16 protein-coding genes are annotated in these 20,398 nt (G+C 63.2%); 13 read left to right on the top strand and 3 right to left on the bottom strand.

From position 1 onward, the window contains the following. Window positions 1-26: 26 nt before the first annotated feature. Window positions 27-1,316 carry an FAD-binding oxidoreductase gene (locus VME63_RS16115; RefSeq protein WP_325434376.1) on the top strand — a complete coding sequence of 430 codons (1,290 nt, stop codon included), beginning with the start codon at window positions 27-29 and terminating at the stop codon, window positions 1,314-1,316. Then, window positions 1,313-1,666, top strand: a complete 354-nt coding sequence (locus tag VME63_RS16110; protein WP_325434375.1) for a tRNA-binding protein — start codon at window positions 1,313-1,315, stop codon at window positions 1,664-1,666. The genes VME63_RS16115 and VME63_RS16110 overlap by 4 nt, the downstream gene beginning before the upstream one ends. 13 nt (window positions 1,667-1,679) lie before the next feature. Here the strand turns inward: VME63_RS16110 and VME63_RS16105 are convergent, their stop codons facing one another. Next, window positions 1,680-2,606, bottom strand: coding sequence for an MBL fold metallo-hydrolase (locus tag VME63_RS16105; protein WP_325434374.1), 927 nt, complete (start codon window positions 2,604-2,606; stop codon window positions 1,680-1,682). A gap of 356 nt (window positions 2,607-2,962) precedes the next feature. Between VME63_RS16105 and VME63_RS16100 the strand changes: the two genes are divergently transcribed. Then, window positions 2,963-6,400, top strand: a complete 3,438-nt coding sequence (locus tag VME63_RS16100; RefSeq protein ID WP_325434373.1) for a hybrid sensor histidine kinase/response regulator — start codon at window positions 2,963-2,965, stop codon at window positions 6,398-6,400. A gap of 31 nt (window positions 6,401-6,431) precedes the next feature. Here VME63_RS16100 and VME63_RS16095 read toward each other — a convergent pair whose 3' ends face one another. Continuing rightward, the gene (locus tag VME63_RS16095) at window positions 6,432-7,424 is read right to left on the bottom strand and encodes an MBL fold metallo-hydrolase (RefSeq protein ID WP_325434372.1); all 993 of its coding nucleotides are present in this window, start codon (window positions 7,422-7,424) and stop codon (window positions 6,432-6,434) included. A gap of 103 nt (window positions 7,425-7,527) precedes the next feature. On the opposite strand from VME63_RS16095, the gene VME63_RS16090 reads away from it, so the two are divergent. From VME63_RS16090 to VME63_RS16075, 4 genes are all read left to right on the top strand, one after another. Further along, window positions 7,528-8,289, top strand: a complete 762-nt coding sequence (locus VME63_RS16090) for a sulfite exporter TauE/SafE family protein (protein WP_325434371.1) — start codon at window positions 7,528-7,530, stop codon at window positions 8,287-8,289. A 139-nt stretch (window positions 8,290-8,428) separates the two neighbouring features. Continuing rightward, a complete protein-coding gene (locus tag VME63_RS16085) occupies window positions 8,429-8,803 on the top strand; it encodes an HU family DNA-binding protein (RefSeq protein ID WP_325434370.1) in 375 nt (124 codons plus the stop codon). Between the two features lie 693 nt (window positions 8,804-9,496). Further along, window positions 9,497-10,204 carry an aquaporin Z gene (gene aqpZ, locus VME63_RS16080; protein ID WP_325434369.1) on the top strand — a complete coding sequence of 236 codons (708 nt, stop codon included), beginning with the start codon at window positions 9,497-9,499 and terminating at the stop codon, window positions 10,202-10,204. Between the two features lie 139 nt (window positions 10,205-10,343). Next, entirely contained in the window at window positions 10,344-11,336 is a 993-nt protein-coding gene (locus VME63_RS16075) for a DedA family protein/thiosulfate sulfurtransferase GlpE (RefSeq protein ID WP_414648279.1), read from the top strand. A 322-nt stretch (window positions 11,337-11,658) separates the two neighbouring features. Here the strand turns inward: VME63_RS16075 and VME63_RS16070 are convergent, their stop codons facing one another. Next, window positions 11,659-12,369, bottom strand: coding sequence for an SDR family oxidoreductase (locus tag VME63_RS16070; RefSeq protein ID WP_325434368.1), 711 nt, complete (start codon window positions 12,367-12,369; stop codon window positions 11,659-11,661). A 139-nt stretch (window positions 12,370-12,508) separates the two neighbouring features. Between VME63_RS16070 and VME63_RS16065 the strand changes: the two genes are divergently transcribed. From VME63_RS16065 to VME63_RS16040, 6 genes are all read left to right on the top strand, one after another. After that, the gene (locus VME63_RS16065; protein WP_325434367.1) at window positions 12,509-13,099 is read left to right on the top strand and encodes a TetR/AcrR family transcriptional regulator; all 591 of its coding nucleotides are present in this window, start codon (window positions 12,509-12,511) and stop codon (window positions 13,097-13,099) included. Window positions 13,100-13,120: 21 nt separating this feature from the next. Then, window positions 13,121-13,699, top strand: a complete 579-nt coding sequence (locus VME63_RS16060; protein ID WP_325434366.1) for a MarR family winged helix-turn-helix transcriptional regulator — start codon at window positions 13,121-13,123, stop codon at window positions 13,697-13,699. A gap of 43 nt (window positions 13,700-13,742) precedes the next feature. Then, window positions 13,743-15,230 carry an efflux transporter outer membrane subunit gene (locus VME63_RS16055; RefSeq protein ID WP_325434365.1) on the top strand — a complete coding sequence of 496 codons (1,488 nt, stop codon included), beginning with the start codon at window positions 13,743-13,745 and terminating at the stop codon, window positions 15,228-15,230. A 66-nt stretch (window positions 15,231-15,296) separates the two neighbouring features. Beyond that, window positions 15,297-16,535, top strand: a complete 1,239-nt coding sequence (locus VME63_RS16050) for an efflux RND transporter periplasmic adaptor subunit (protein WP_325434364.1) — start codon at window positions 15,297-15,299, stop codon at window positions 16,533-16,535. Window positions 16,536-16,545: 10 nt separating this feature from the next. Next, the gene (locus VME63_RS16045) at window positions 16,546-18,108 is read left to right on the top strand and encodes a DHA2 family efflux MFS transporter permease subunit (protein WP_325434363.1); all 1,563 of its coding nucleotides are present in this window, start codon (window positions 16,546-16,548) and stop codon (window positions 18,106-18,108) included. 190 nt (window positions 18,109-18,298) lie between these two features. Then, window positions 18,299-20,380, top strand: coding sequence for a S46 family peptidase (locus VME63_RS16040; protein ID WP_325434362.1), 2,082 nt, complete (start codon window positions 18,299-18,301; stop codon window positions 20,378-20,380). The last annotated feature ends 18 nt before the right edge of the window (window positions 20,381-20,398 follow it).

Genomic DNA, 20,398 nt, shown 5'->3' with positions numbered 1-20,398 from the left:
CCCGATCCGTTCGCTTATGGCCAGGCATGAAGCAGCCCTCGGTTCCCTCTTATTACCGTGCCACCGCAACGCCTTACCTGCCTCATGCACCGCTGCAGGGACGGCAGGAAGCGCGCGTGGCGATCATCGGTGGCGGTTTCGCCGGCTTGAATACTGCCTTGGGCTTGGCCGAACGCGGCGTTCGCGACGTGGTCGTGCTGGAGCGCGAGCAGGTGGGCTTTGGCGCATCCGGGCGCAACGGCGGATTTGTATTCGGCGGTTATTCCCTGGGCGAAGCTGCACTGCACCAGCAACTCGGCGAGCAGCGTGCGCGCGAGATCTTCCAATTGACTACCGCGGCGGTGCAGCGCATACGTGAGCGCGTGGCACGCTACGCGATTGCCTGCGACATGGTCGATCAGGGCGTCATCTGGGCCAATTGGTTCCGCGATCCGGATGTGTTGCGCCGGCGCCAGCGGCTGCTGGCCGACCACTACGGCGTGCACTGGGAATGGATGCCGCAGGAAGAGCTGCGCGAGCGCGTGCGCAGCCAGCGCTATTACGACGGTTTGTACGAACGCAACGCCTTGCACCTGCACCCGCTCAATTACGCCATCGGCCTGGCCGGCGCGGCGGCACGGCAGGGCGTGCGGCTGCATGAGCATACCGATGTGTGGCGCTTGCGGCGCGAAGGCCAACACTGGCTGGTAAGCACGCCGCAGGGCCAAGTGCAGGCCGAACACGTGGTACTTGCCTGTGGCGGTTATCTTGCGGGATTGCGCAAGCAGATCGATCGTGCGGTGCTGCCCATTGCCACGTACGTGATGGTGACCGAGCCCTTGGGCGAGCGCCTGGACGATTGCCTGCAAACGCGTTCGGCCATTTACGACACGCGTTTCGCCTTCGACTATTACCGCCCCTTGCCGGACCGGCGCCTGCTCTGGGGCGGACGCATCTCCATCCGCAATCGTTCGCCCAAGGCAGTGCAACGCCTATTGACCCGCGACCTGCTGCGTGTTTTTCCCACCCTGAAGGGCCTGCGCGTCGCCTACGCGTGGTCGGGCTTGATGAGCTACGCGCGCCACCAGATGCCGCAGATCGGCAGCAGCGGCGACGGGCTATGGTGGGCGCAGGCGTTCGGCGGCCATGGTCTGGCGCCGACCTGCGCGGCGGGTGAATTACTGGCCGCGGCGATCGCCGAAGGCGATACCGGATGGCAGCAATTTGCCGGCTACGGATTGGCCCGTGCCTATAAACCGTTCGGTTTCCTGGGCGCGCAAGCCAGCTATTGGTGGCAGGAATTCAACGACTGGTTCAAGACGAGCGTGGAAGGATGAACGAGCAAACCGCCATCGCACAGGAAATCAGCTGGGCCGATTTCGAAAAAGTGCTTATCGTCGCCGGCACCGTGACGCGCGTGGAAGCCTTTGCGCAAGCGCGCAAGCCGGCCCTGAAAGTATGGGCGGACTTCGGCCCCTACGGCGAACGCAAGACAAGCGCCCAGATTGCCGCGCTGTATACGCCTGAGACGCTGGTCGGGCGCCAGATCGTGGGCGTGATCAATTTTCCGGAAAAGCAAATTGGCCCGTTTCGCTCCCAATTTCTGTTGACGGGCTTCCACACCGATGAAGGCGTGGTGGTGACGGCGATCGAGCGGCCGGTACCCAATGGAACCCGGCTGGCCTGACGCTGCGCCAGACCTAACCGCGCGCGCGATCCAGCCAGACGCCAAGCCCTTGCGCGTTAAGTTCGATGTCGTTGCCCAGCCAGTGCAGCAGCTCGTCGCGGCCGCCACGCCAGCCGTGTGCGGCGGTGCGATCGGCATACAATTGCGTGAGGCCTTGAATAAGTTGCGCATGCCGATCCGTGGCATCGGCGCTGCGCGTGGCAACCTCGACCATCGCGTCGATCAGTTCATGCAAGCGAGCCGCCAGCTGCTCAACCTGTTCGACCCGGCCGAAGTGGGTCAGGTACATCGCCTCGGGCTTTAGCCGCAGCAAGCGGTCGATCGATGCGTGCAAGGCATCGGGGTCAAATTGCACCGGCGTTGTGGTCGGCAGGATGAAGGCCCCGTTTTCCGTATCCAGTTCGCGATAGGACAGGCCGAAGGTATCGCCGGTAAAGCAGACATTGGCGTGGCGGTCGTAAATGGCCATGTGGTGCCGGGCGTGGCCGGGCGTATCGATGCAGAGCAGGGGACGGCCGTTCAGATCAACGATATGGCCGTCAGGCGCCTCCACGACGCGTTCAGGCGGCACCGGCCGCAGGCGGCCATAGGCCTGTTCCATGACCGTCTCCCCATACACCGCGGCGGCGCCGGCCCACAGTTGGGAGGGGTCGATCATGTGCCGCGCCCCACGCGGGTGCACGACCAGGTGCGCATGGGGCAATTGCGCCATCAATTCACCCGCGCCGCCGGCGTGATCCAGGTGAACATGGGTGAGGATCAGCCAGTCGATCTGGGATGCCTTCATGCCTGCATCGGCAACCGCCTTGAGCAGGGCAGGGACCGAGTGGTTGGTACCACAGTCGATGAAGGCGCCGTGTCCGTCCTGGACGACTAGATAAGCGGCGTCGAAGCGCGGCCGGACGAACCCGGTGTCGAGGGTGAAAATGCCTTGCTGCATCGTGGGGGCGGGGGCAACGGGGGGCTTCGAATATAGATCGTCGGAAACCTGTTGTCGTTATTTTGACCATCACTTTTAAGGTTAGTCCGATATCCCCTGAGTCATACAACTCTTACGATCCTACGGCCGGCGTTCGCCCTTCCCAGGGAGTCAACACACCGGTAGGCGTCGAGGATTTTTCTGATGTTAAGGGTATCCCCCTCGTCAGAGTGCCTTCGATGCCGGTACCGAGTCAGGCTTGTGGGTAGTGCGTCTAAAATGCCAGGGCGTCGACGTTTCTCACTGTCTTGCCGTATTTCACTTTCTTCACGGGGCACCCTGGGTGTCCTGCGGATCGTCGGACTGAAGAGATAACGATGTCAGAGCGTGTTCATTCGCAAACCCCGACGGGCCAGCAGGACATCGCTGAGCTTCAGAGGCATCAGCACCGGTTGCTGTACGGCGGCGGCACGATCCTGTCGCTGCTCATGCTGATGGTGCTGCTGGCGTGGGTGGTGCTCAGCATCAACGATTACCGGTCCGATCAGCTTGACGATTTCCGGCGCGCCAAGCTGGCACTCGATTCGGCATTCATACAACGCGATGCGGGCTACGTTCGCACGTTGAACATGATCGAGTACGTCTGGCGCAACAAATCCGCGGAGCTTGAGGCCATGGGCAAGGCCCACTACCCAGGCTTTGCCGCGCACGCGGACCAGGCAGTAGTGCAAGCCAGCCCCGAAGCCATGCAATGGCTCGTGCTGGGCAGCGATCTCAGTGCCTGGCCCCAGGACAGGGTCGAGCGTTATCTGGGGCTGGTCCAGGAGCTGTCGGTCATCAGCGGCACCTCCATCGTCGAGCGTGGCAAGGAGCCGGGTACGCTGGGTTATTTCTACGATCCCGGCGAAGCGCTGTTCGCTTTCGGCAGCGGATTGACCGCCACGCAACTGCATGCCGCGGCGGAGCAATCGGATCGGGCCGCACTTTTCTCCAAGCTCAAATCGCCGGACATCGACTTCAACGATCTGCAGGCCCTGCACGACTTGCGGCGGGGCAATCCGACCCTTCCGTTCTTCGGCACAGGCCTGCCGCAGGTGGTCTCCTCGTTTGGAAAAAATCCGTCCACCGGCCAGCCATCGATCGTTGGCTCCCTGGTAGCGATGGATGGCGACACGCCGATCGGTGCCTTCGTCATCTACGAACCGCTGGAGCGATTCCTCAATCAATTGCGCAAGGCCGCGCAGAATGCCCTGACCGTGGTTGCGCCCGATGGCCAGGTGGTTCTAAGTACCGCGCCGCCCGGCGAGAGCCGCGCCGTCGCCGCGGCAGTCCAGCCCTGGCTGGAGAGCCAACCGGAGGGAACCGCCACGGCGTACTATCGAACGCACGGCCAGTTTTTCATCGGCGAGCGCATCGCCGGTACGCCGTGGACGCTGGTGCGGGCCTACACCTGGATCGACGTCCTGCGTTACGAAAGCATGCCCATCCTGGCGGCCGTCATCGTCGCGGCGGTACTGCTGGCGCTGCTGTGGTTTTTGCTGATCCACCAGGATCGCAGCGTATTCGCACCCGCGCTGGTGCGCGCCAAGCGTGTTTACCAAAGCGAACTGCTCAATCGCACGATGATCGAAACCTCGCCGGTGGGACTGTGCGTCCTCGCCATGGATACCGCCGCGCCATTGCTGCAGAACGACCTGGTGCGTGGCTATGCGGCCGACATTCCCGATCCCGAAACCACGTTCTACCGCCAACTCCTGCAGGGCTACGGCGAGGCCGTGCAACAGTTGGAGGGCCGTCCGGAGGCGCGCGAATTCGGCCTGATCCTGGCCAACGACCAGGGCGAAGGGCGCCGCCACTTGTTGATCGCCGCAATGCCGATCGTCTATCAGGATCATCGCGCACTGTTCTGCGTGCTGCGCGACGTTACCGCGCGCGCCGAGCTGGAGGAAAACCTGCGCCGTGCCCGGCAGGATTCGGAAACCGCCAGGCTGGCGGCGGAGTCGGCCAGCCGTGCCAAGTCGTCGTTCGTGGCCATGATGAGTCACGAGATCCGCACGCCGCTCAACGGTATCCTCGGCCACCTCGAACTGATGGCGCGCTCGCGGCTGGAGGCTTTCCAGCGCGAACGGCTCGACCGCATCCGCATATCCGCCGACACGCTGCTGGCCATCATCAGCGACGTGCTCGATTTCTCCCGCATCGAGGCGGGGCAGCTGGATATCGATCCCACACCATTCGAACTGCGTCCGCTGATGGAGCAAACGGCACTGTTGTATGCGCCGGCGGCCCAGCGCAAGGGCGTGCGGCTTTATTACGGCGTGGACGCCAGCCTGGCGGGAACCTACGTAGCCGACGTGCATCGCATTGGCCAGGTGCTCAACAACCTGGTCAGCAACGCCGTCAAGTTCACCGAATCAGGGCGCATCGTCATGCGCGTGCGGCACGCGCCAGAAACACCTGGGGGCACCACGCGGCTGCGGTTCGAAGTCATCGATTCGGGCATCGGCATGACCGAAGAGCAGCGCGCGCTCATTTTTCAGCCGTTTTCGCAAGCGGACGCCAGTATTTCGCGCCGCTTCGGCGGTAGCGGGCTGGGTCTGGCCCTGTGTCGGCAAATCAGCGAACTGATGGGCGGTTCCATCGAGGTGCAGAGCACGCCTGCCGTAGGCAGCGTTTTTACGTTCGATGTGCCGGTGATGGAACATGACGACGCGTCGGGTGCCGAACGCGGACCGCTCCTCGGCCGCACCATCGCCTTGCTTTCGGCGACGGTGGAATGGCGTACCGAAGTGGAGGCGCTCCTGGCGGGATGGGGGGCACACGTCACCGTGGCCGGGCAGCCGTCCGAGCTTGATTCGGACAGTGTTGCAAGTGTCGATGCGCTGGTTATTTTCGGTGCATGGCGGGAATGGTCCGACGATGAAGAACAGGCACTGGTCAAGCGGGCAAGGCGCGTCGTGCGCGCGACCATCGATGGCCCCTTGCTTGCGCAGCTGCAAGATGGAGCCTGGTTTGTATCCTGCTATTCCAGCGCCGCCCTGCAGGCAGCCATATCCGAAGCCGAGCCCGGGCACGCGCAGCGGCCTGGCGTGGCCGCGAGGGACGAGCAGGCGGAGCCCCCTGCGAAACAGCGGGCGAGGGTGCTGCTTGCCGATGACAACCCGGTCAACCGTGAACTGATCCAGCAACAGCTCGAAGCACTCGGCTACGGCGTGGATACCGCGGAAGACGGCACGGTGGCGTTGCAACTGTGGCAGGACGGTCGCTACGGGATCGTGCTTACCGATATCAACATGCCGCAAATGAATGGCTACGAATTGACGCAGGAGCTGCGCAAGCGCGGCGCGAGGGTGCCCATCATTGCGGTAACCGCCACGGCACTGGCCAGTGAAAAGGTGCACTGCAAAGACGCAGGCATCGACGATCTGCTGCTCAAGCCCCTGTCGCTGGAGCGTCTTGAAGAAGCATTGAATCGCCATCTTGCGAACGCCGGCCGACCGGCAGCGGCACCCCTTAAGGCCGCGTGGGCGGCAAAGTTTCCGGAGAAAGTGCGTCGTGTCTTCGTCGAGTCCGGTACCCGAGACCTGCACACCATTCTGGAAGCCGAACAAGCTGGCGACAAAGAGACATTGCTGGCGCGCGCCCATTCGTTGAAGGGCGCCTTGTTGATGCTTGGCGAGCAGGATGTCGCCGCGAAATGTGCGGCGCTGGAGAAACGGATCGACGCCTCGGACATCGCTTCCGCTTCGGGCATGCTGCGCGATTTTGAAAGACAGATGCGCGCGCTGCTGGACCGTTACGCGCAAGCCGATTGAAAGCGCCAATGTGCGCAGGTGCGGGATGGGTTCATGCGCGCGCCAGGCGTGCTCGTTTACGGCGGCGCAGATAACGCCACATGCCTGCCACCAGCGCCGCCAGCACAAGCAGCGCCGCCGCCAACTCGGCCGCCAGCAGACGGAACTGGTTGAACATCACGAACATGCCGTCTTCGGTATAAAAGCCGTTGAACTTGCCGACCATGGCGGGCAAGCCCAGCAGATCCTGCTTGGTCAGTTGCAGCACATGTTCGTTGGGATGATAGGTCGAACCCCATGTGTACGTATCGCCGGCGGCATCCAGTTCGACATGGCCGCCGAGTACGTAGCTCACCGGCCGATGCTTGATGAAATCGGCCACGCGTCGCGCGCTTGCGACGTCGCTGGCGGTATCGTCGATGATCAGGCGTCCGGGCATGAAGAAATCGCCCGAGAAAAACAGCGCGGTGTTACGGTCGTAATAGGAAACGTGTGAGGGGTAATGCCCCGGCGTGGGCAGCACATCGACGATGCGATCGCCCAGATCGATCTGCGCAATACCCTGGGGCCACTCATGGAAGCCGAAAAACTGCTTGACGTGTGCCAGATCGGTCGCAACGACTTGCACGCGCGGCAGTGACCGGAACTGCGGATCGCCGGCCCGGTGGTCCAGGTGGCCATGCGTGTGCACCACCAGCAGCGGCAACTTGGCGCCGGCATCGGTCGGCAGCAGGTCCATCACCGTCTTGGCCAAGGGCATCAGCCTGGGATCGGCCACGTCGCCGGTGTCGATCAGCAACGCGCGCCGGGACCCGATCAGCAGATACATGAAGGGCGCTTCGAAGGTGGCACAGGGATTTTCACGCAGGATGTAGGTCTGCGCGTTGTAGCGATGCACCTGCAGGGGAGGCTGTGGCGACTTGCTGCAGTCGGTGGCGCCTTCGTTCCAGTGCACGTTCATGGAACCGGGGACGGTTTGCGCATTGGCGAGGGGACAGGTTGAGGCGATGCCAAGGGCCAGCCACAGGCCATGCAGCAGTTTCATGTAGCCGCTCCGGGGACGTATTGGAAAGTGGGATGCCGCGTGTCCGATTAAGGTTTAATGTGCGCATCCATCCCGCCATGACCGGCACACGCCCTTGTTTCCCATGCAAGACTTGCTATCGGTGCTGTGCGGGTCCCTGGTGGGCTTTTCATTGGCCTTGATCGGCGGGGGCGGTTCGATCCTGGCCGTGCCGTTGCTGCTCTATGTGGTCGGCCTGCATGATCCCCACAAGGCGATCGGCACCAGTGCCTTGGCGGTCGCCTGCAATGCCTTTGCCAACCTGATTGCGCACGCGCGTGCGGGAAATGTGCGCTGGCCTGCCGCTTTCACGTTCGCCGCGGCGGGCGTGATCGGAGCGTTCCTGGGCTCCAGCCTCGGCAAAGTCGTCGATGGCCGGCATTTGCTGACGTTGTTCGCGGTGCTGATGCTGGTGATCGCCACCCTGATGTTGCGCGGCAGGCGCGGCCACGATGGCACGGGCTATCCGCGCGAACACATGTTTCCCCGCCTTGGGCTGGTCGGATTGGGGGCGGGCATGCTGGCCGGTTTTTTTGGCATCGGCGGCGGATTCCTGATCGTGCCGGGCTTGGTTCTGGCCAGTGGCATGGCGATGATCGAGGCGATTGGCACCTCTTTGTTTTGTGTGGGTGCGTTCGGCGCCACCGCGGCGCTCAGCTATGCCGCGTCGGGATTGGTGCAATGGCCGTTGGCGTTGGAGTTCATCGCCGGCGGCGTCGTCGGAGGCTGGCTTGGCATGGCGAGTGCTCAAAAATTGTCCAAAACACGCGGTGCGCTCACTGTCCTGTTCGCGTCGGTGATCGTCGCGGTAGCCCTGTTTATGCTGGTCAAAAGCTTGCCCCGCTAGGCTTTGGGACGGTCTGGGCGCCGTCAGATGCATCTTTTATGCGTTTTTTTGCATTTGCTAGTTGGCGCCACCGCAAATTTCCCCTACATTTCTGCTCGCCGAGAGGCATTTCAACAACCAATAAACGATGGGGTAGTCCATGGCAAAGACGCAGAAGGCAGCAAAAGGTAAGTCGGCTTCCAAAGCCGCCGCCGCTCCGAAGCCGATCAAGGAAGTTTTGAGCAAGTCCGGTCTGGTGGCCCATTTGGCCGAAGCGACAGGTGTTGCATCGAAGGACGTGCGTGCGGTGCTCGGCGCGCTGGAGGGTGCTGCTCACGCCTCGATCCATAAGAAGGGCGCCGGCATGTTCACCCTGCCTGGTCTGCTGAAGATCACCGCCGTCAACGTTCCGGCCAAGCCCAAGCGTAAAGGCATCAATCCCTTCACCAAGGAAGAACAGTGGTTCGCCGCCAAGCCGGCCACCGTGAAGGTCAAGATTCGTCCGCTGAAGAAGCTCAAGGACGCTGCGCTCTGATCTTCGCTACGGGCCGGTTCGATGAACTGGCCTGTAAACCGCGGGATGCGTCACTTTTCGTGCGCATCCCGTTTTTGTGCTGATGCACAATAAATATTCACGCCGCCGCATGGCAGCGTAAGACGAAAATCACCGGTGCAGGGTGTTCGTTGCCCGGGTGCAACGGTCCGCGCGGCTCGTACAACTGCCAGCCCGAACGCACAAACAATACCCCCCAACTGGGCGATGTCCGAAAGTACCCCCGGCGCTGGCGCAGGGAATGCGTCGCCGGATCGCCGCCAGTTTTCCCGCCTTCATCCATCGTCATGGGGCCGGTCGCCGCATACGATGATTCGCCTGGGCAATTAGCTACAGCACGGCATCCACGCTGATGGCGCACGCGACGCGCGGCACGCGCGCGTCGCGTACTTGACAGCGCGTACGACATCCCCGTTTTCGTACTTCGTGGCCCGGTGCAACGGTACGGATGTTTAGCCGTCCGTTTGCGGCCTCGTTAGGTCTGCGTGCATTTGTCGCTAAAACCGTAGTTTTCCTATTCCGTAAGGGTAAAACGCATGTTATTTAAGCACTCGCGATTGAGTGTCGGGGGGTGGGGCATGAAAGGGCCCTGTGGCGGCAAGGCGTCGGACGAGGGAAGTCCGCAGCAATCCTCATTGTGCGATTCGCTAGTTACTTCATTGATGGGAGACGACCATGTTCAAGCGACTTTCTGCTGAGTTTTTTGGAACCTTCTGGCTCGTATTGGGCGGTTGCGGCAGTGCCGTCCTCGCCGCTGCCTTTCCGGCCCTGGGCATCGGCTTTCTGGGCGTTGCGCTGGCCTTCGGCCTTACCGTGGTGACAATGGCCTATGCGTGCGCGGGCATTTCGGGTGCACATTTCAATCCGGCCGTCACGGTCGGCCTGTTCGCCGGCGGCCGCTTCGGCGGCAAGGATGTCGTTCCTTACATCGTTGCGCAGGTCATCGGCGGCATCGCGGCGGCGGCGGTGCTTTACCTGATCGCCAGCGGCAAGCCGGGCTTCGATGTCACGGCCAGCGGCTTTGCTTCCAACGGCTACGGCGATCACTCGCCGGGCGGGTTTTCGCTGCAGGCCTGCATGGTCAGCGAATTCGTGCTCAGCGCCATGTTCGTGATCGTCATTCACGGCGCGACCGACCGTCGCGCGCCGGCCGGGTTCGGCCCCCTGGCGATCGGCCTGACCCTGACCGTGATCCACCTGATCAGCATTCCGGTCACCAATACCTCGGTCAACCCGGCACGCAGCACCGGCGTGGCGCTGTTCCAAGGCACCTGGGCCATCCAGCAGCTTTGGATGTTCTGGCTGGTGCCGCTGATCGGCGGCGCGGTGGGCGGTCTAATCTTCAGGTCCTTGCTGGCCGAGAGCGCCACAAAGGAGGCCTGATTCTCTGCGAAGGGAACGAGGCAGGTGGCCGCCCGGTTCACCTGCCTCGCGCCGACCGGCGTACACTGCTTGCATTAGCTGCAAGGTGCCCCAACGTGGCGCCCATTTAGCGCAAGCATTCCGCCAGAGAGGCATGGCCGTGACGCACACGATTATCCAGTTGATTGCCGAATACGGCGTCTTGCTGGTGTTCCTCAACGTGCTGGTGGAGCAGGCGGGCGCTCCGGTTCCGGCGGTGCCGACACTGGTTGTCGCCGGGGCGCTGGCCTCGGCCGGCAAACTGCCGCTGGCGGTGCTCGTGCTGGTGGCGGTGATCGCCTGTTTGCTCGCGGATCTGGTCTGGTACTGGGCGGGGCGTCATTTTGGAGCGGCGGTATTGCGCACGCTGTGCCGCATTTCGCTTTCCCCCGATTCCTGCGTGAAACAGTCGGAGCTGCGCTTTCAGCGCTGGGGCGGGCAGATCCTGCTGATCGCCAAATTCGTGCCGGGGCTTTCCACCATCGCGCCGCCGATGGTGGGCGCGTTGAAGCTCAGGCCGCATATCTTCGTCTTTCTCGACGGGGTCGGCTCGCTGATCTGGGCCGGGGTCATGATCGGGCTGGGCTACGCGTTCGCGCAGCAGATCGACCACGTGCTGATGATGCTGGCAAGCGCGGGCGTGGTCGCCATCGAACTGCTGGCCACGCTGCTGGTCGCCTATATCCTGGTGAAATGGTGGCAGCGCCGTCGCCTGCTGCTATCGCTTCGGCTGGCGCGCATCACGGTCGATGAGTTGCACCAGATGATCGAGGATGGCGAGGAGCCGGTCGTGGTGGACGTGCGGTCGCAGGCCAACCGCTTGATCGACAACCGCATCATCCCAGGTTCCCTGATGGCCAACCTCGGCGGGATCGACCAGGAACTCAACCACGTGCCCATCGATCGGCCGGTGGTGATCTATTGCAGCTGCCCGAACGAGGTGTCGGCGGCGAAGGCGGCCAAAAGCTTGATGATGCTCGGATATCGCCGCGTGCGTCCGCTGTTGGGCGGGCTGGATGCCTGGGCCGATGCCGGCTATGAGATCCAGGCGCTGGCGGTGAACGAGAGCGTGGGCATGGCGAACATGTCGATAGCGTCCGGACATGCGCGATAACGTTACCGGGTAACGCGAGTTAGCCATATAAGCATGGCGGTGACATTGAGGCCGCATGCGATGCTTGCCCGGGCCGGCCTGGGTCCCAAGCACGCGGTTCCCGCGCGATGTGCGTTCAACCGCCTCGTTGCAGCAGTGATGTAAGCGCACCGTTGGCGCAAATCGGCGACCCAAACCCACCACGCCACCCGCCGCGTTCAGGCAGCCGCGGTCGATCGGCATCCATGCAGTGACGGGTAAAGGGGATGCGGTCGCCGCCGATGACGGCGACCGCTGGGCTGTTTTCAGCAGGAGCACCCTGGAACTGTCGCATCCGGTCAAATCATGCGCGCTGGTCGCGCAGATAGACCGATGGCGACAGGCCGAAGCCCGCCTTGACCTGGCGGGACGTCTCATCCGCCAGCACTTCTTCGTCCCCGTTTTGCAGCCCTTCGATCATGCGTTGCGCGATGTCTTCGGCACGGCTCTTGGGGGCATCGAAGCCTTTGGCCATGTCGGTATCAATCAACCCGGCATGCACGCCGACCACCAGCGTCCCCTGGTCGCGCAGTTCGTTGCGCAAGCTATTGGTCAGTGCCCACGCGGCAGCCTTGGAAACGGAGTAGGTGGGCGTCTGAGGCAGGCTCAGCCAGCTCAACACCGACAGCATGTTGACGATGGCGCCGCCGCCGTTGGCGCGCAGCACGGGCGCGAACGCGCGACTCACGTTAAGGATGCCGTACAGGTTCGTGTCGAGCTGTGCGCGCAACGCGCTTTCGCCCTCAGCGCCGAGCAGGCCCGTACTGTCGAGCGCGATGCCGGCGTTGTTGACGACGATCTCCACGTCTTTGCATAGCGCCGCCGCCGCAGCGACGTCGGCGGCAGAGGTGACGTCGAGCTTGATCGGCACCACGCCGGGCAGGGTGACGGTGGATGGATCGCGTGCGGCGGCATAGACCTTGGCCGCGCCGGCGGCGAGCAGTGCCTTCGCATAAGCCGAGCCGAGGCCGCGGTTGGCACCGGTCACAAGAGCGATTTTGCCTTGGATGTTCATGATTTTGGGGTCTCATCGTGGGTGGGAGGGAAAACCCGGCCGACAGTGCGGCTGGGGTCTTTACATTATGGTCATAATACAATATGATGACCATAATTCAATTGCAACCTTTGCCGTTTCAACACTCCGGGAGCCGCCCATGCGCTATGAAAAAGGACATAAAGAAGCCACGCGCCGCCGCATCATCGACGTGGCTGGCGAGCGTTTTCGCAAAGAGGGCATCGCGGCGGTAGGCGTCGCCAACCTGATGAGCGACATCGGCCTGACCCAGGGCGGTTTCTACAACCACTTTGCATCGAAAGAGGACCTCGTCCGCGAGGCGTTGGCGACGGGTCTGGAAGCCACGCGCGAACGGCTGCGCAAATCAAGCGGGCAAAGCCAGGACGTTCGGCTGCAGGATCTGCTCGATAGCTACCTGAGCGCGCGCCACCGCGACAACGTCGGGCGCGGATGCATGCTGACCACACTCGCCATCGAAGCGGGCCGCTGCGAAGGACCCGTGCGCGAGCAACTCACCGATGGCATCGGCGAGATGGTCAAGCTGGTCGGCTCGGTGCTGGACCCATCGCTCAAGCCGGCGCAGCGCGAAATGGATGCGACGGCGGTGGTGGCAAGCATGGTCGGCGCGATGATCATGGCGCGTGCCACGGACGATGCGCAGATGTCCGAGCGCTTCCTGCAAGCGGGCCGCCGCGCCGCCCTGGCCGCCGTGCAATCGGCCGCCTCATAGCACGCATGCCGATACGCCGCCGTGGATACCCCAGTCACCCGCAAACAGCTTGTTGAAGCACCCGCGCCGGCCGCCGGGCGCGGTGCCACCGCGCGGAAAGCCCGCGCACGCCGCCCGGCTTCGCTCAGCCAGCACGAGCACGTTGCGCATGCGCTGGTGCGCACCTCATCCGCCTTCAAGCGGCTTACCACGCAACGCATGAAGGACGAATTGGCCATCACCGGCATCCAGGCCGAAATCCTCATGCTGCTTGCAACGGCGCCCGCGATGCTGGGCAACGATCTTGCCGCGGTGGTCGGCGTCAACGCCAGCACGGTCAGCCATGCGCTGGACGGTATGGAAAGGTCCGGCCTGCTCACGCGCAAACGCTGCACGGAAGATCGCCGTGTCGTACGCATCGCCTTGACGGAACCGGCCAAGCGCATGGCGCGCCGCACGCTCCATATTACCCGGCACATTCTCGATGCCATCACCAGCGGCATCAGCGCTGCGGATCTGAAAGCCTTGCAACGCGCCCTTCAGCGCATGGCCGACAACTGCCAGACGCACACCTCATCCCCCCGGCAACGCCGCGATGCCCGCACCGCGCGGACACCATGACGCGCTCGGCCCCGTTTCGCTCCCCTTTTCAGGTATTGCCCTCATGAACCGTTCGATTTTTCGCAACATTGCACCGCCGCGTCGTTCCTTGCGCGTCATGGCGGTGACTTTGATGGCTGCCGCGCTTGCCGCGTGCGTGAACTATCGTGGCATTCGCAGCGACAGCCATCCCGCTTCGGCAGCCGATTACCCGGCAGCCGTCAGCATTCCAACGCAAGGTGGCGCATGGCCGGCGATGGACTGGCCCGCTCGCCTGGGCGATCCCCAACTGAGCGCCTTGATCCAGGAAGCCATCGCCAACAATCCAACGCTTGCGCAAGCGAAGGTGCGTGTTGCCAAAGCCTCGGCCTATGTGCAACAGGCCAACGCCGCCACCGGACCCAACGCCGATGTCAGGTACGCCTTTTCGCACGAGCACCTTAGCGGCAACACCTATCTGCCGCCGCCGGTCGGCAATAGCACCCAGGACGAAAATTCGCTGATGCTGGGCGCTTCGTACGATCTGGACATCTGGGGCAAAAACCACGAAGCGTTGCGCTCGGCCATCTCCCAGCGCAAGGCCGAGGAAGCGGAAGCGCAGCAGGCGCGCCTGATTCTTTCGACCTCGGTGGCGCATGCCTATGTGCATCTGGCGCTGCTGTACGCGTTGCGCGATGTGGCGCAGAACGAGGTGGCCAGTCGCAAGAACATCGGTTTGCTGACGCAGCAGCGGGTCAAGACCGGGCTCGACAACGAAGTGGAGAGTCGCACCGTCAACGTCACCATCGATGCAACACAGACCGACGTGTCCGAGCTTGATGGCCAGATCGCCACCACGCGCTACCAGTTGGCCGCGCTGCTCGGCAAGGGGCCCGATCGCGGCTTGCAGATTACGCGCCCCGAGCTTCTTGACACACCTGACGCCGCACTGCCGGACAATCTCCCCGCGGATCTGCTCTCGCGCCGGCCCGACATCGTCGCGGCCCATTGGCGCATCGATGCGGCCGGTCATGACGTGAAGGTGGCGAAAGCCGATTTCTTCCCGGACATCAATCTGTCCGCGGCGTTCGGTTACGACGCGTTCGGCTGGGGCCGGCTGTTCAACGCCAGCAGCCGGCAGTTGCAGGCGGGGCCGGCGATTCACTTGCCGCTGTTCGACGGCGGCGCGCTGCGCGCGCAACTGAAAGATCGCTATGCCAACTACGACAGCGCCGTGGAGGCTTACGACCAGACCCTGATCGGAGCGCTCAACGAGGTGGCGACCCAGGTCGCCGACATCCGCTCGATCGAGCAGCAGCAAGTCACCGCGCAGCACGCCTACGACGAAAGCCGCCGTGCGTATGACCTGGAAATCATTCGTTACAAGGCCGGGCTCGATCCGCAGTTGCAAGTGCTGTCGGCCGACGTTGCGCGCCTGGAACAAAGCCAGCGCGTGGCCACCTTGCGCCTGCAGCGTCTCGACGCGCAGGTGTCGTTGATCAAGGCGCTCGGCGGCGGTTATGCCGCCACCGATGATCTCGCCGTCAACGGGCACGTTGCCGCATCGCCCTGACATGCAGCGCTATTTGTCCGTTTCATCTCTTTCCCCCATTTTTTTCCCCATTCCCCGGAATCAGCCATGAACGTTCAAGCTACAAGTACTTCCGCCGACGATGGCCAATCGGCCAACCGCAGCCGTCGTCGCCGCGCCCTTGCATTCATCACGCTTGGCGTCGCCGCTATCGCGGCTGCCGCCACGGCCTATTACCTGCTGGTGGCGCGTTACTACGAGTCCACGGACGATGCCTATGTCAACGGCAACGTGGTGCAGGTCACGCCGCAGGTGGTAGGCACGGTGATCGCCGTGAACGCGGACAACACCCAGACCATCAAGCAGGGACAACCCCTGGTGCAGCTCGATCCCGCCGACGCGCGGATCGCCCTGCAGCAGGCGGAAGCGGCGTTGGCGCAGACCGTGCGCCAGGTGCATACGCTGTATGTCAACAACCTGCAGTTTCGCGCAGTGCTGGAGCAGCGCAAGGCCGACCTCGCCCGCGCCCAGGAAGATTATCGCCGCCGCATGGACATCGCCAAAACCGGCGCGATCTCGACCGAGGAAATCACTCACGCCCGCGATGCGCTGAGCAATGCGCAGGCCGCCTACGATGCGGCCAGTCAGCAACTGGCGTCCAATCAGGCGCTGACCTGGAACGTTTCGATCGCCAATCATCCGGACGTGCTGGCGGCTTCGGCGAAGGTACGCGCCGCGTATCTGGCCTATGCGCGCGACACTTTGCCGGCGCCGGTGACGGGCTATGTCGCGCAGCGCGTCGTGCAGGTCGGCCAGCGCGTGGCGCCCGGCACGGCGCTGATGGCGGTAGTGCCGTTGAACGAAATCTGGGTCGATGCCAACTTCAAGGAAGTACAGCTTGAACACATGCGCGTTGGCCAGCCGGTGACACTGCATGCCGACGTATACGGTTCCTCCGTAACGTACCACGGCCGGGTGGCGGGCTTTTCCGCCGGGACCGGCTCGGCCTTCTCGCTGCTGCCGCCGCAGAATGCCACCGGCAACTGGATCAAGATCGTGCAGCGCTTGCCGGTACGCGTGGCGCTGGATCCGAAAGAACTGCAGGCCCATCCGCTGCGCATCGGCTTGTCGGTGGTGGCGCAAGTGGACCTGCACGACGAACGCGGCGCCAACTTGAACGACGTGCCGGACACGGTTTACCAGACGCCGGTGTTCGCCGACTACGGTTCGCAGGCCGATGCGCGGATCGCGCAGATCATCGCCCAGAATGCGGGCGATGCGCTGGCGCATGTCGCTTCGGTGACGCATGCCTTGCGCGACACGCCGCGCGTGGCAGCCGTACGTTGAGGGCAGTGCCATGAGCGAGGGACACATCGAACATCCCCCCTTGCAAGGGGCGAAGCTGGCTATCGGCGCGGTTGCCGTATCGCTGGCGACCTTCATGAATGTGCTCGACACGTCGATCGCCAACGTTTCCATTCCGACCATTTCCGGCAACCTCGGCGTGTCGTCGGACCAAGGTACGTGGGTGATCACGTCGTTCGCCGTCTCCAATGCGATTGCGTTGCCCTTGACAGGGTGGTTGTCGCAACGCGTGGGACAGGTGCGGCTGTTTCTTGGCGCCACGATACTGTTCGTGATCGCATCCTGGTTATGCGGCGCGGCGCCGAATCTGCCGTTGCTGTTGCTGGCGCGCGTGCTGCAGGGCGCGGTGGCCGGACCGATGATCCCGCTGTCGCAAACGCTGTTGTTGGCGGCGTTTCCGCGCAGCAAGTCGTCGTTGGCGCTATCGCTGTGGTCGATGACCACGCTGGTCGCGCCGGTGGCAGGCCCGATCCTCGGCGGCTGGATTTCCGACAATTACACCTGGCCGTGGATTTTCTACGTCAACATTCCGGTGGGCGTACTGGCGGTGGCGGGCACCTGGCTGATCTTCCGCGATCGCGAATCGGCCACGCATAAATTGCCGATCGACACATGGGGCCTGGTGTTGCTGGTGATCTGGGTCGGTGCCTTGCAGATCATGCTGGACAAAGGCAAGGACCTGGATTGGTTCAGCTCACCGGCGATCATTGCGCTGGGCGTAACCGCAGTCGTGGCATTTGCGTACTTCGTGGCGTGGGAGTTAACCGAACGCCATCCCATCGTCGACCTGAGCCTGTTCCGGAATCGCAATTTCTCGGCCGCGGTGATTGCCTTGTCCACCGGTTACGGCTTGTATTTCGCCAACATCGTGTTATTGCCCTTGTGGTTGCAGACCTATGTGGGCTATCGCGCCACCGATGCGGGCCTGGTGCTGGCGCCGGCGGGCCTGGTAGCGGTGCTGTTGACGCCGTTCACGGGCAAGCTGGTGGGGCGCATCGATCCGCGCTGGCTGGCCACGGCGTCGCTGCTGTCATTTGCCGCATGTTTCTTCTGGCGGGCCGGCTACACCAGCGACGTCGATCCCTGGTCGCTGGTGATGCCCACGCTGATCCAGGGCGTGGGGCTGGCCACGTTCTTCGTGCCGTTGCTGGGCATCGGTTATGCCGGCCTGTCGCCGGCGCGCATTCCGGCGGCGTCGGGCTTGTTCAACTTCCTGCGCATTCTTTGCGGTGGCATTGGTACCTCGATCTTCCAGACGGCGTGGGATCACCGCTCCATCCTCCATCACGCGCACCTCAACGAAGTAACGACCGACTACAACCCGGTGTTTCAGCAATTCATGCATCAGGTGCAGGCGGCGGGCAACAGCTCCGAACAAGCCTACGGTGTCTTCAATCGCGTGCTCGACCAGCAGGCCGCGTTGCTGGGCGTGGACGATTTGTTCTACCTCTCCGCGATGCTGTTCGTGGTGCTGGTCGGGTTGGTTTGGATTGCCAGACGGCCGGGCGCGGCCGGCGGCGGTGGCGACGCGGCCACCGCGTCGGGCGCCCACTGACGGCGGCCGGCGTTTGCATCGGACGGCCAACGACGGGCCCGGGTCGTTCCCGGGCCTGCTCGTTTGGGGCCGGGGCCCGGACCGCGGCCTCTCTGCCATCAGTCACGTTGTTACCTTGTAACAAGGCTCCCATACTCCGGACTTACCGCGGAGGGCCGCATCGAGTCCCTCGCATCACGGGGAGATCGTCATGAAGCAAGTGATTTGTTTCGCACTGACGGGCCTGCTGGTTGCCGGAGCAGGGGCGGCGATGGCGGACGAGGGCATGTGGACGATGGATCATCTGCCGATCAAGCAGATGCAGCAGCGCTATGGATTCACGCCGAGCGCTCAATGGATCGACCTGGTGCAGCATGCCGCGCTGCGGCTGGCCGAAGGGTGCTCGGGTTCGTTCGTATCGGCCAATGGTCTGGTGATGACCAATCACCACTGCGCCAATTCCTGCCTGTCGCAGCTTTCCAAAGGGCATGAGGATTACATGTCCAGCGGCTATGTCGCGCTCAAGCAGGAAGACGAGCCCAAGTGCCCTGACGTGGAACTCAACCAGCTGGAATCGATCACCGACGTCACCGCGCAAGTGAACGCCGCCACCGCCGGCAAGAGCGGCGCCGACCGCATCAAGGCCGAGCGCGAAATCGGCAGCAAGCTGGAGGAAGCCTGCGTGAACGGCGATGCGAAGACCTGGCGTTGCGACATGGTCACGCTCTACAACGGCGGGCGTTATGCGATGTACAAGTATCGCCGCTATCAGGATGTTCGCCTGGTCTTTGCGCCGGAACAGAGCATCGCGTTCTTCGGTGGCGATCCGGATAACTTCAACTTTCCACGCTACGATCTGGACGTCACCTTTCTCCGCGCGTATGTGGACGGCAAGCCGGCGAACACGCCGCAATTCTTCAAGTTCGACCCCCAAGGGCCCAAAGCGGGCGAGATGACCTTCGTGGTGGGTAACCCCGGCTCGACCCGGCGCGGCCTGACCTGGGGTCAATTGGCCGCGCTGCGGGAAAACCAGCTTGTGCCCGTGTATGCGCTGCTGTCGGAATTGCGCGGCGTACTGTGGCAATACGGGCGCGCCGGTGAACAGCAGACCAAGGAATCGGAAGAGCTTCAGTTCGACATTGAAAATTCCATCAAGGTATACAACGGCTGGTTGCAAACCTTGAACGATGAGAAGTTTATCGAGCAGAAACAGCAACAGGATGAGGCCTTGCGCCAATGGATGGCCGCGACGCCCGAGCGGCGCGCCAAATATGGCGATCCGTGGTCTACCCTGGAGCGCGCGCAGCAACGCAGCAAGGACCTGAGCGTGCGCTTCATGATGCTCGAACGCGGCATTGGTCTTGGCCAGTTCGGCCAGCTGTTCCATGACGCACGCACGCTGGTGCGCGCCGCGGCCGAGCGCAACCGGCCCGATGGCCAACGCCTGCCCGAATACCGCCAGGCCAATCTGCCCGCCGTGCAGCAGGAAGTGGAATCGGATGTGCCGTATTACCCGCAGTACGAAGAGTGTCTGCTCGCGTGGTCGCTGGGCAAATTGCGCCAGGCCCTCGGCGCGGATGACCCTACCGTGCACGAGGTGCTGGGCAAGCAGTCGCCCGAGCAGCTTGCGCAGCAGCTGGTCAGTGGCAGCAAACTCGGCGATGCCAAGGTGCGCAAGCAGCTATGGGAAGGCGGCGAGAAAGCCATCGAAGCGTCGAACGATCCGATGATCGTGCTCGCTCGCAAGGTCGATGCGCAGTCGCGCACGATCCGCAAGGCCTATGAAGACGAGGTCAAGGCGCCCACCGACAAGGCCAATGAAACCATCGCGAGGGCGCGTTTCGATCGCGATGGGACGTCCAGCTATCCGGACGCGACCTTCACCCTGCGCCTGTCCTACGGCAAAGTGATCGGCTGGAACGAAAACGGCGAACCGGTGCCGCCGTTTACGCATTTCGAGGGCCTTTACAAGCGCGCCACGGGCGCCGATCCATTCAAGCTTCCCGATAGTTGGATCAAGGCGCAGAGCGCATTGAACCCGTCCACGCCGATGGACTTTGTCACCGACAACGACATCATCGGCGGCAATTCCGGCAGTCCTGTGATCGATCGCCAGGGACACGCGGTGGGCTTGATCTTCGACGGCAACATCCACTCGATCGGAGGTGACTTCGTCTACGACGGCAGCAACAACCGCGCCGTTGCGGTCGACACCGCCGCGTTGGTGGAAGCGGTGCGCAAGGTCTACAAGCTGCCGCGTCTGGCCGACGAGCTGACCCAGGGACATCTATAGCGCGGTGGGCGTTCGCGC

Origin of the sequence: Dyella sp., assembly GCF_035503745.1 — a bacterium.
Taxonomy (GTDB): Bacteria; Pseudomonadota; Gammaproteobacteria; order Xanthomonadales; family Rhodanobacteraceae; genus Dyella_B.
The sequence above is the reverse complement of the archived record's forward strand: the minus strand, read 5'-3'. Positions and strand labels throughout refer to the sequence as shown.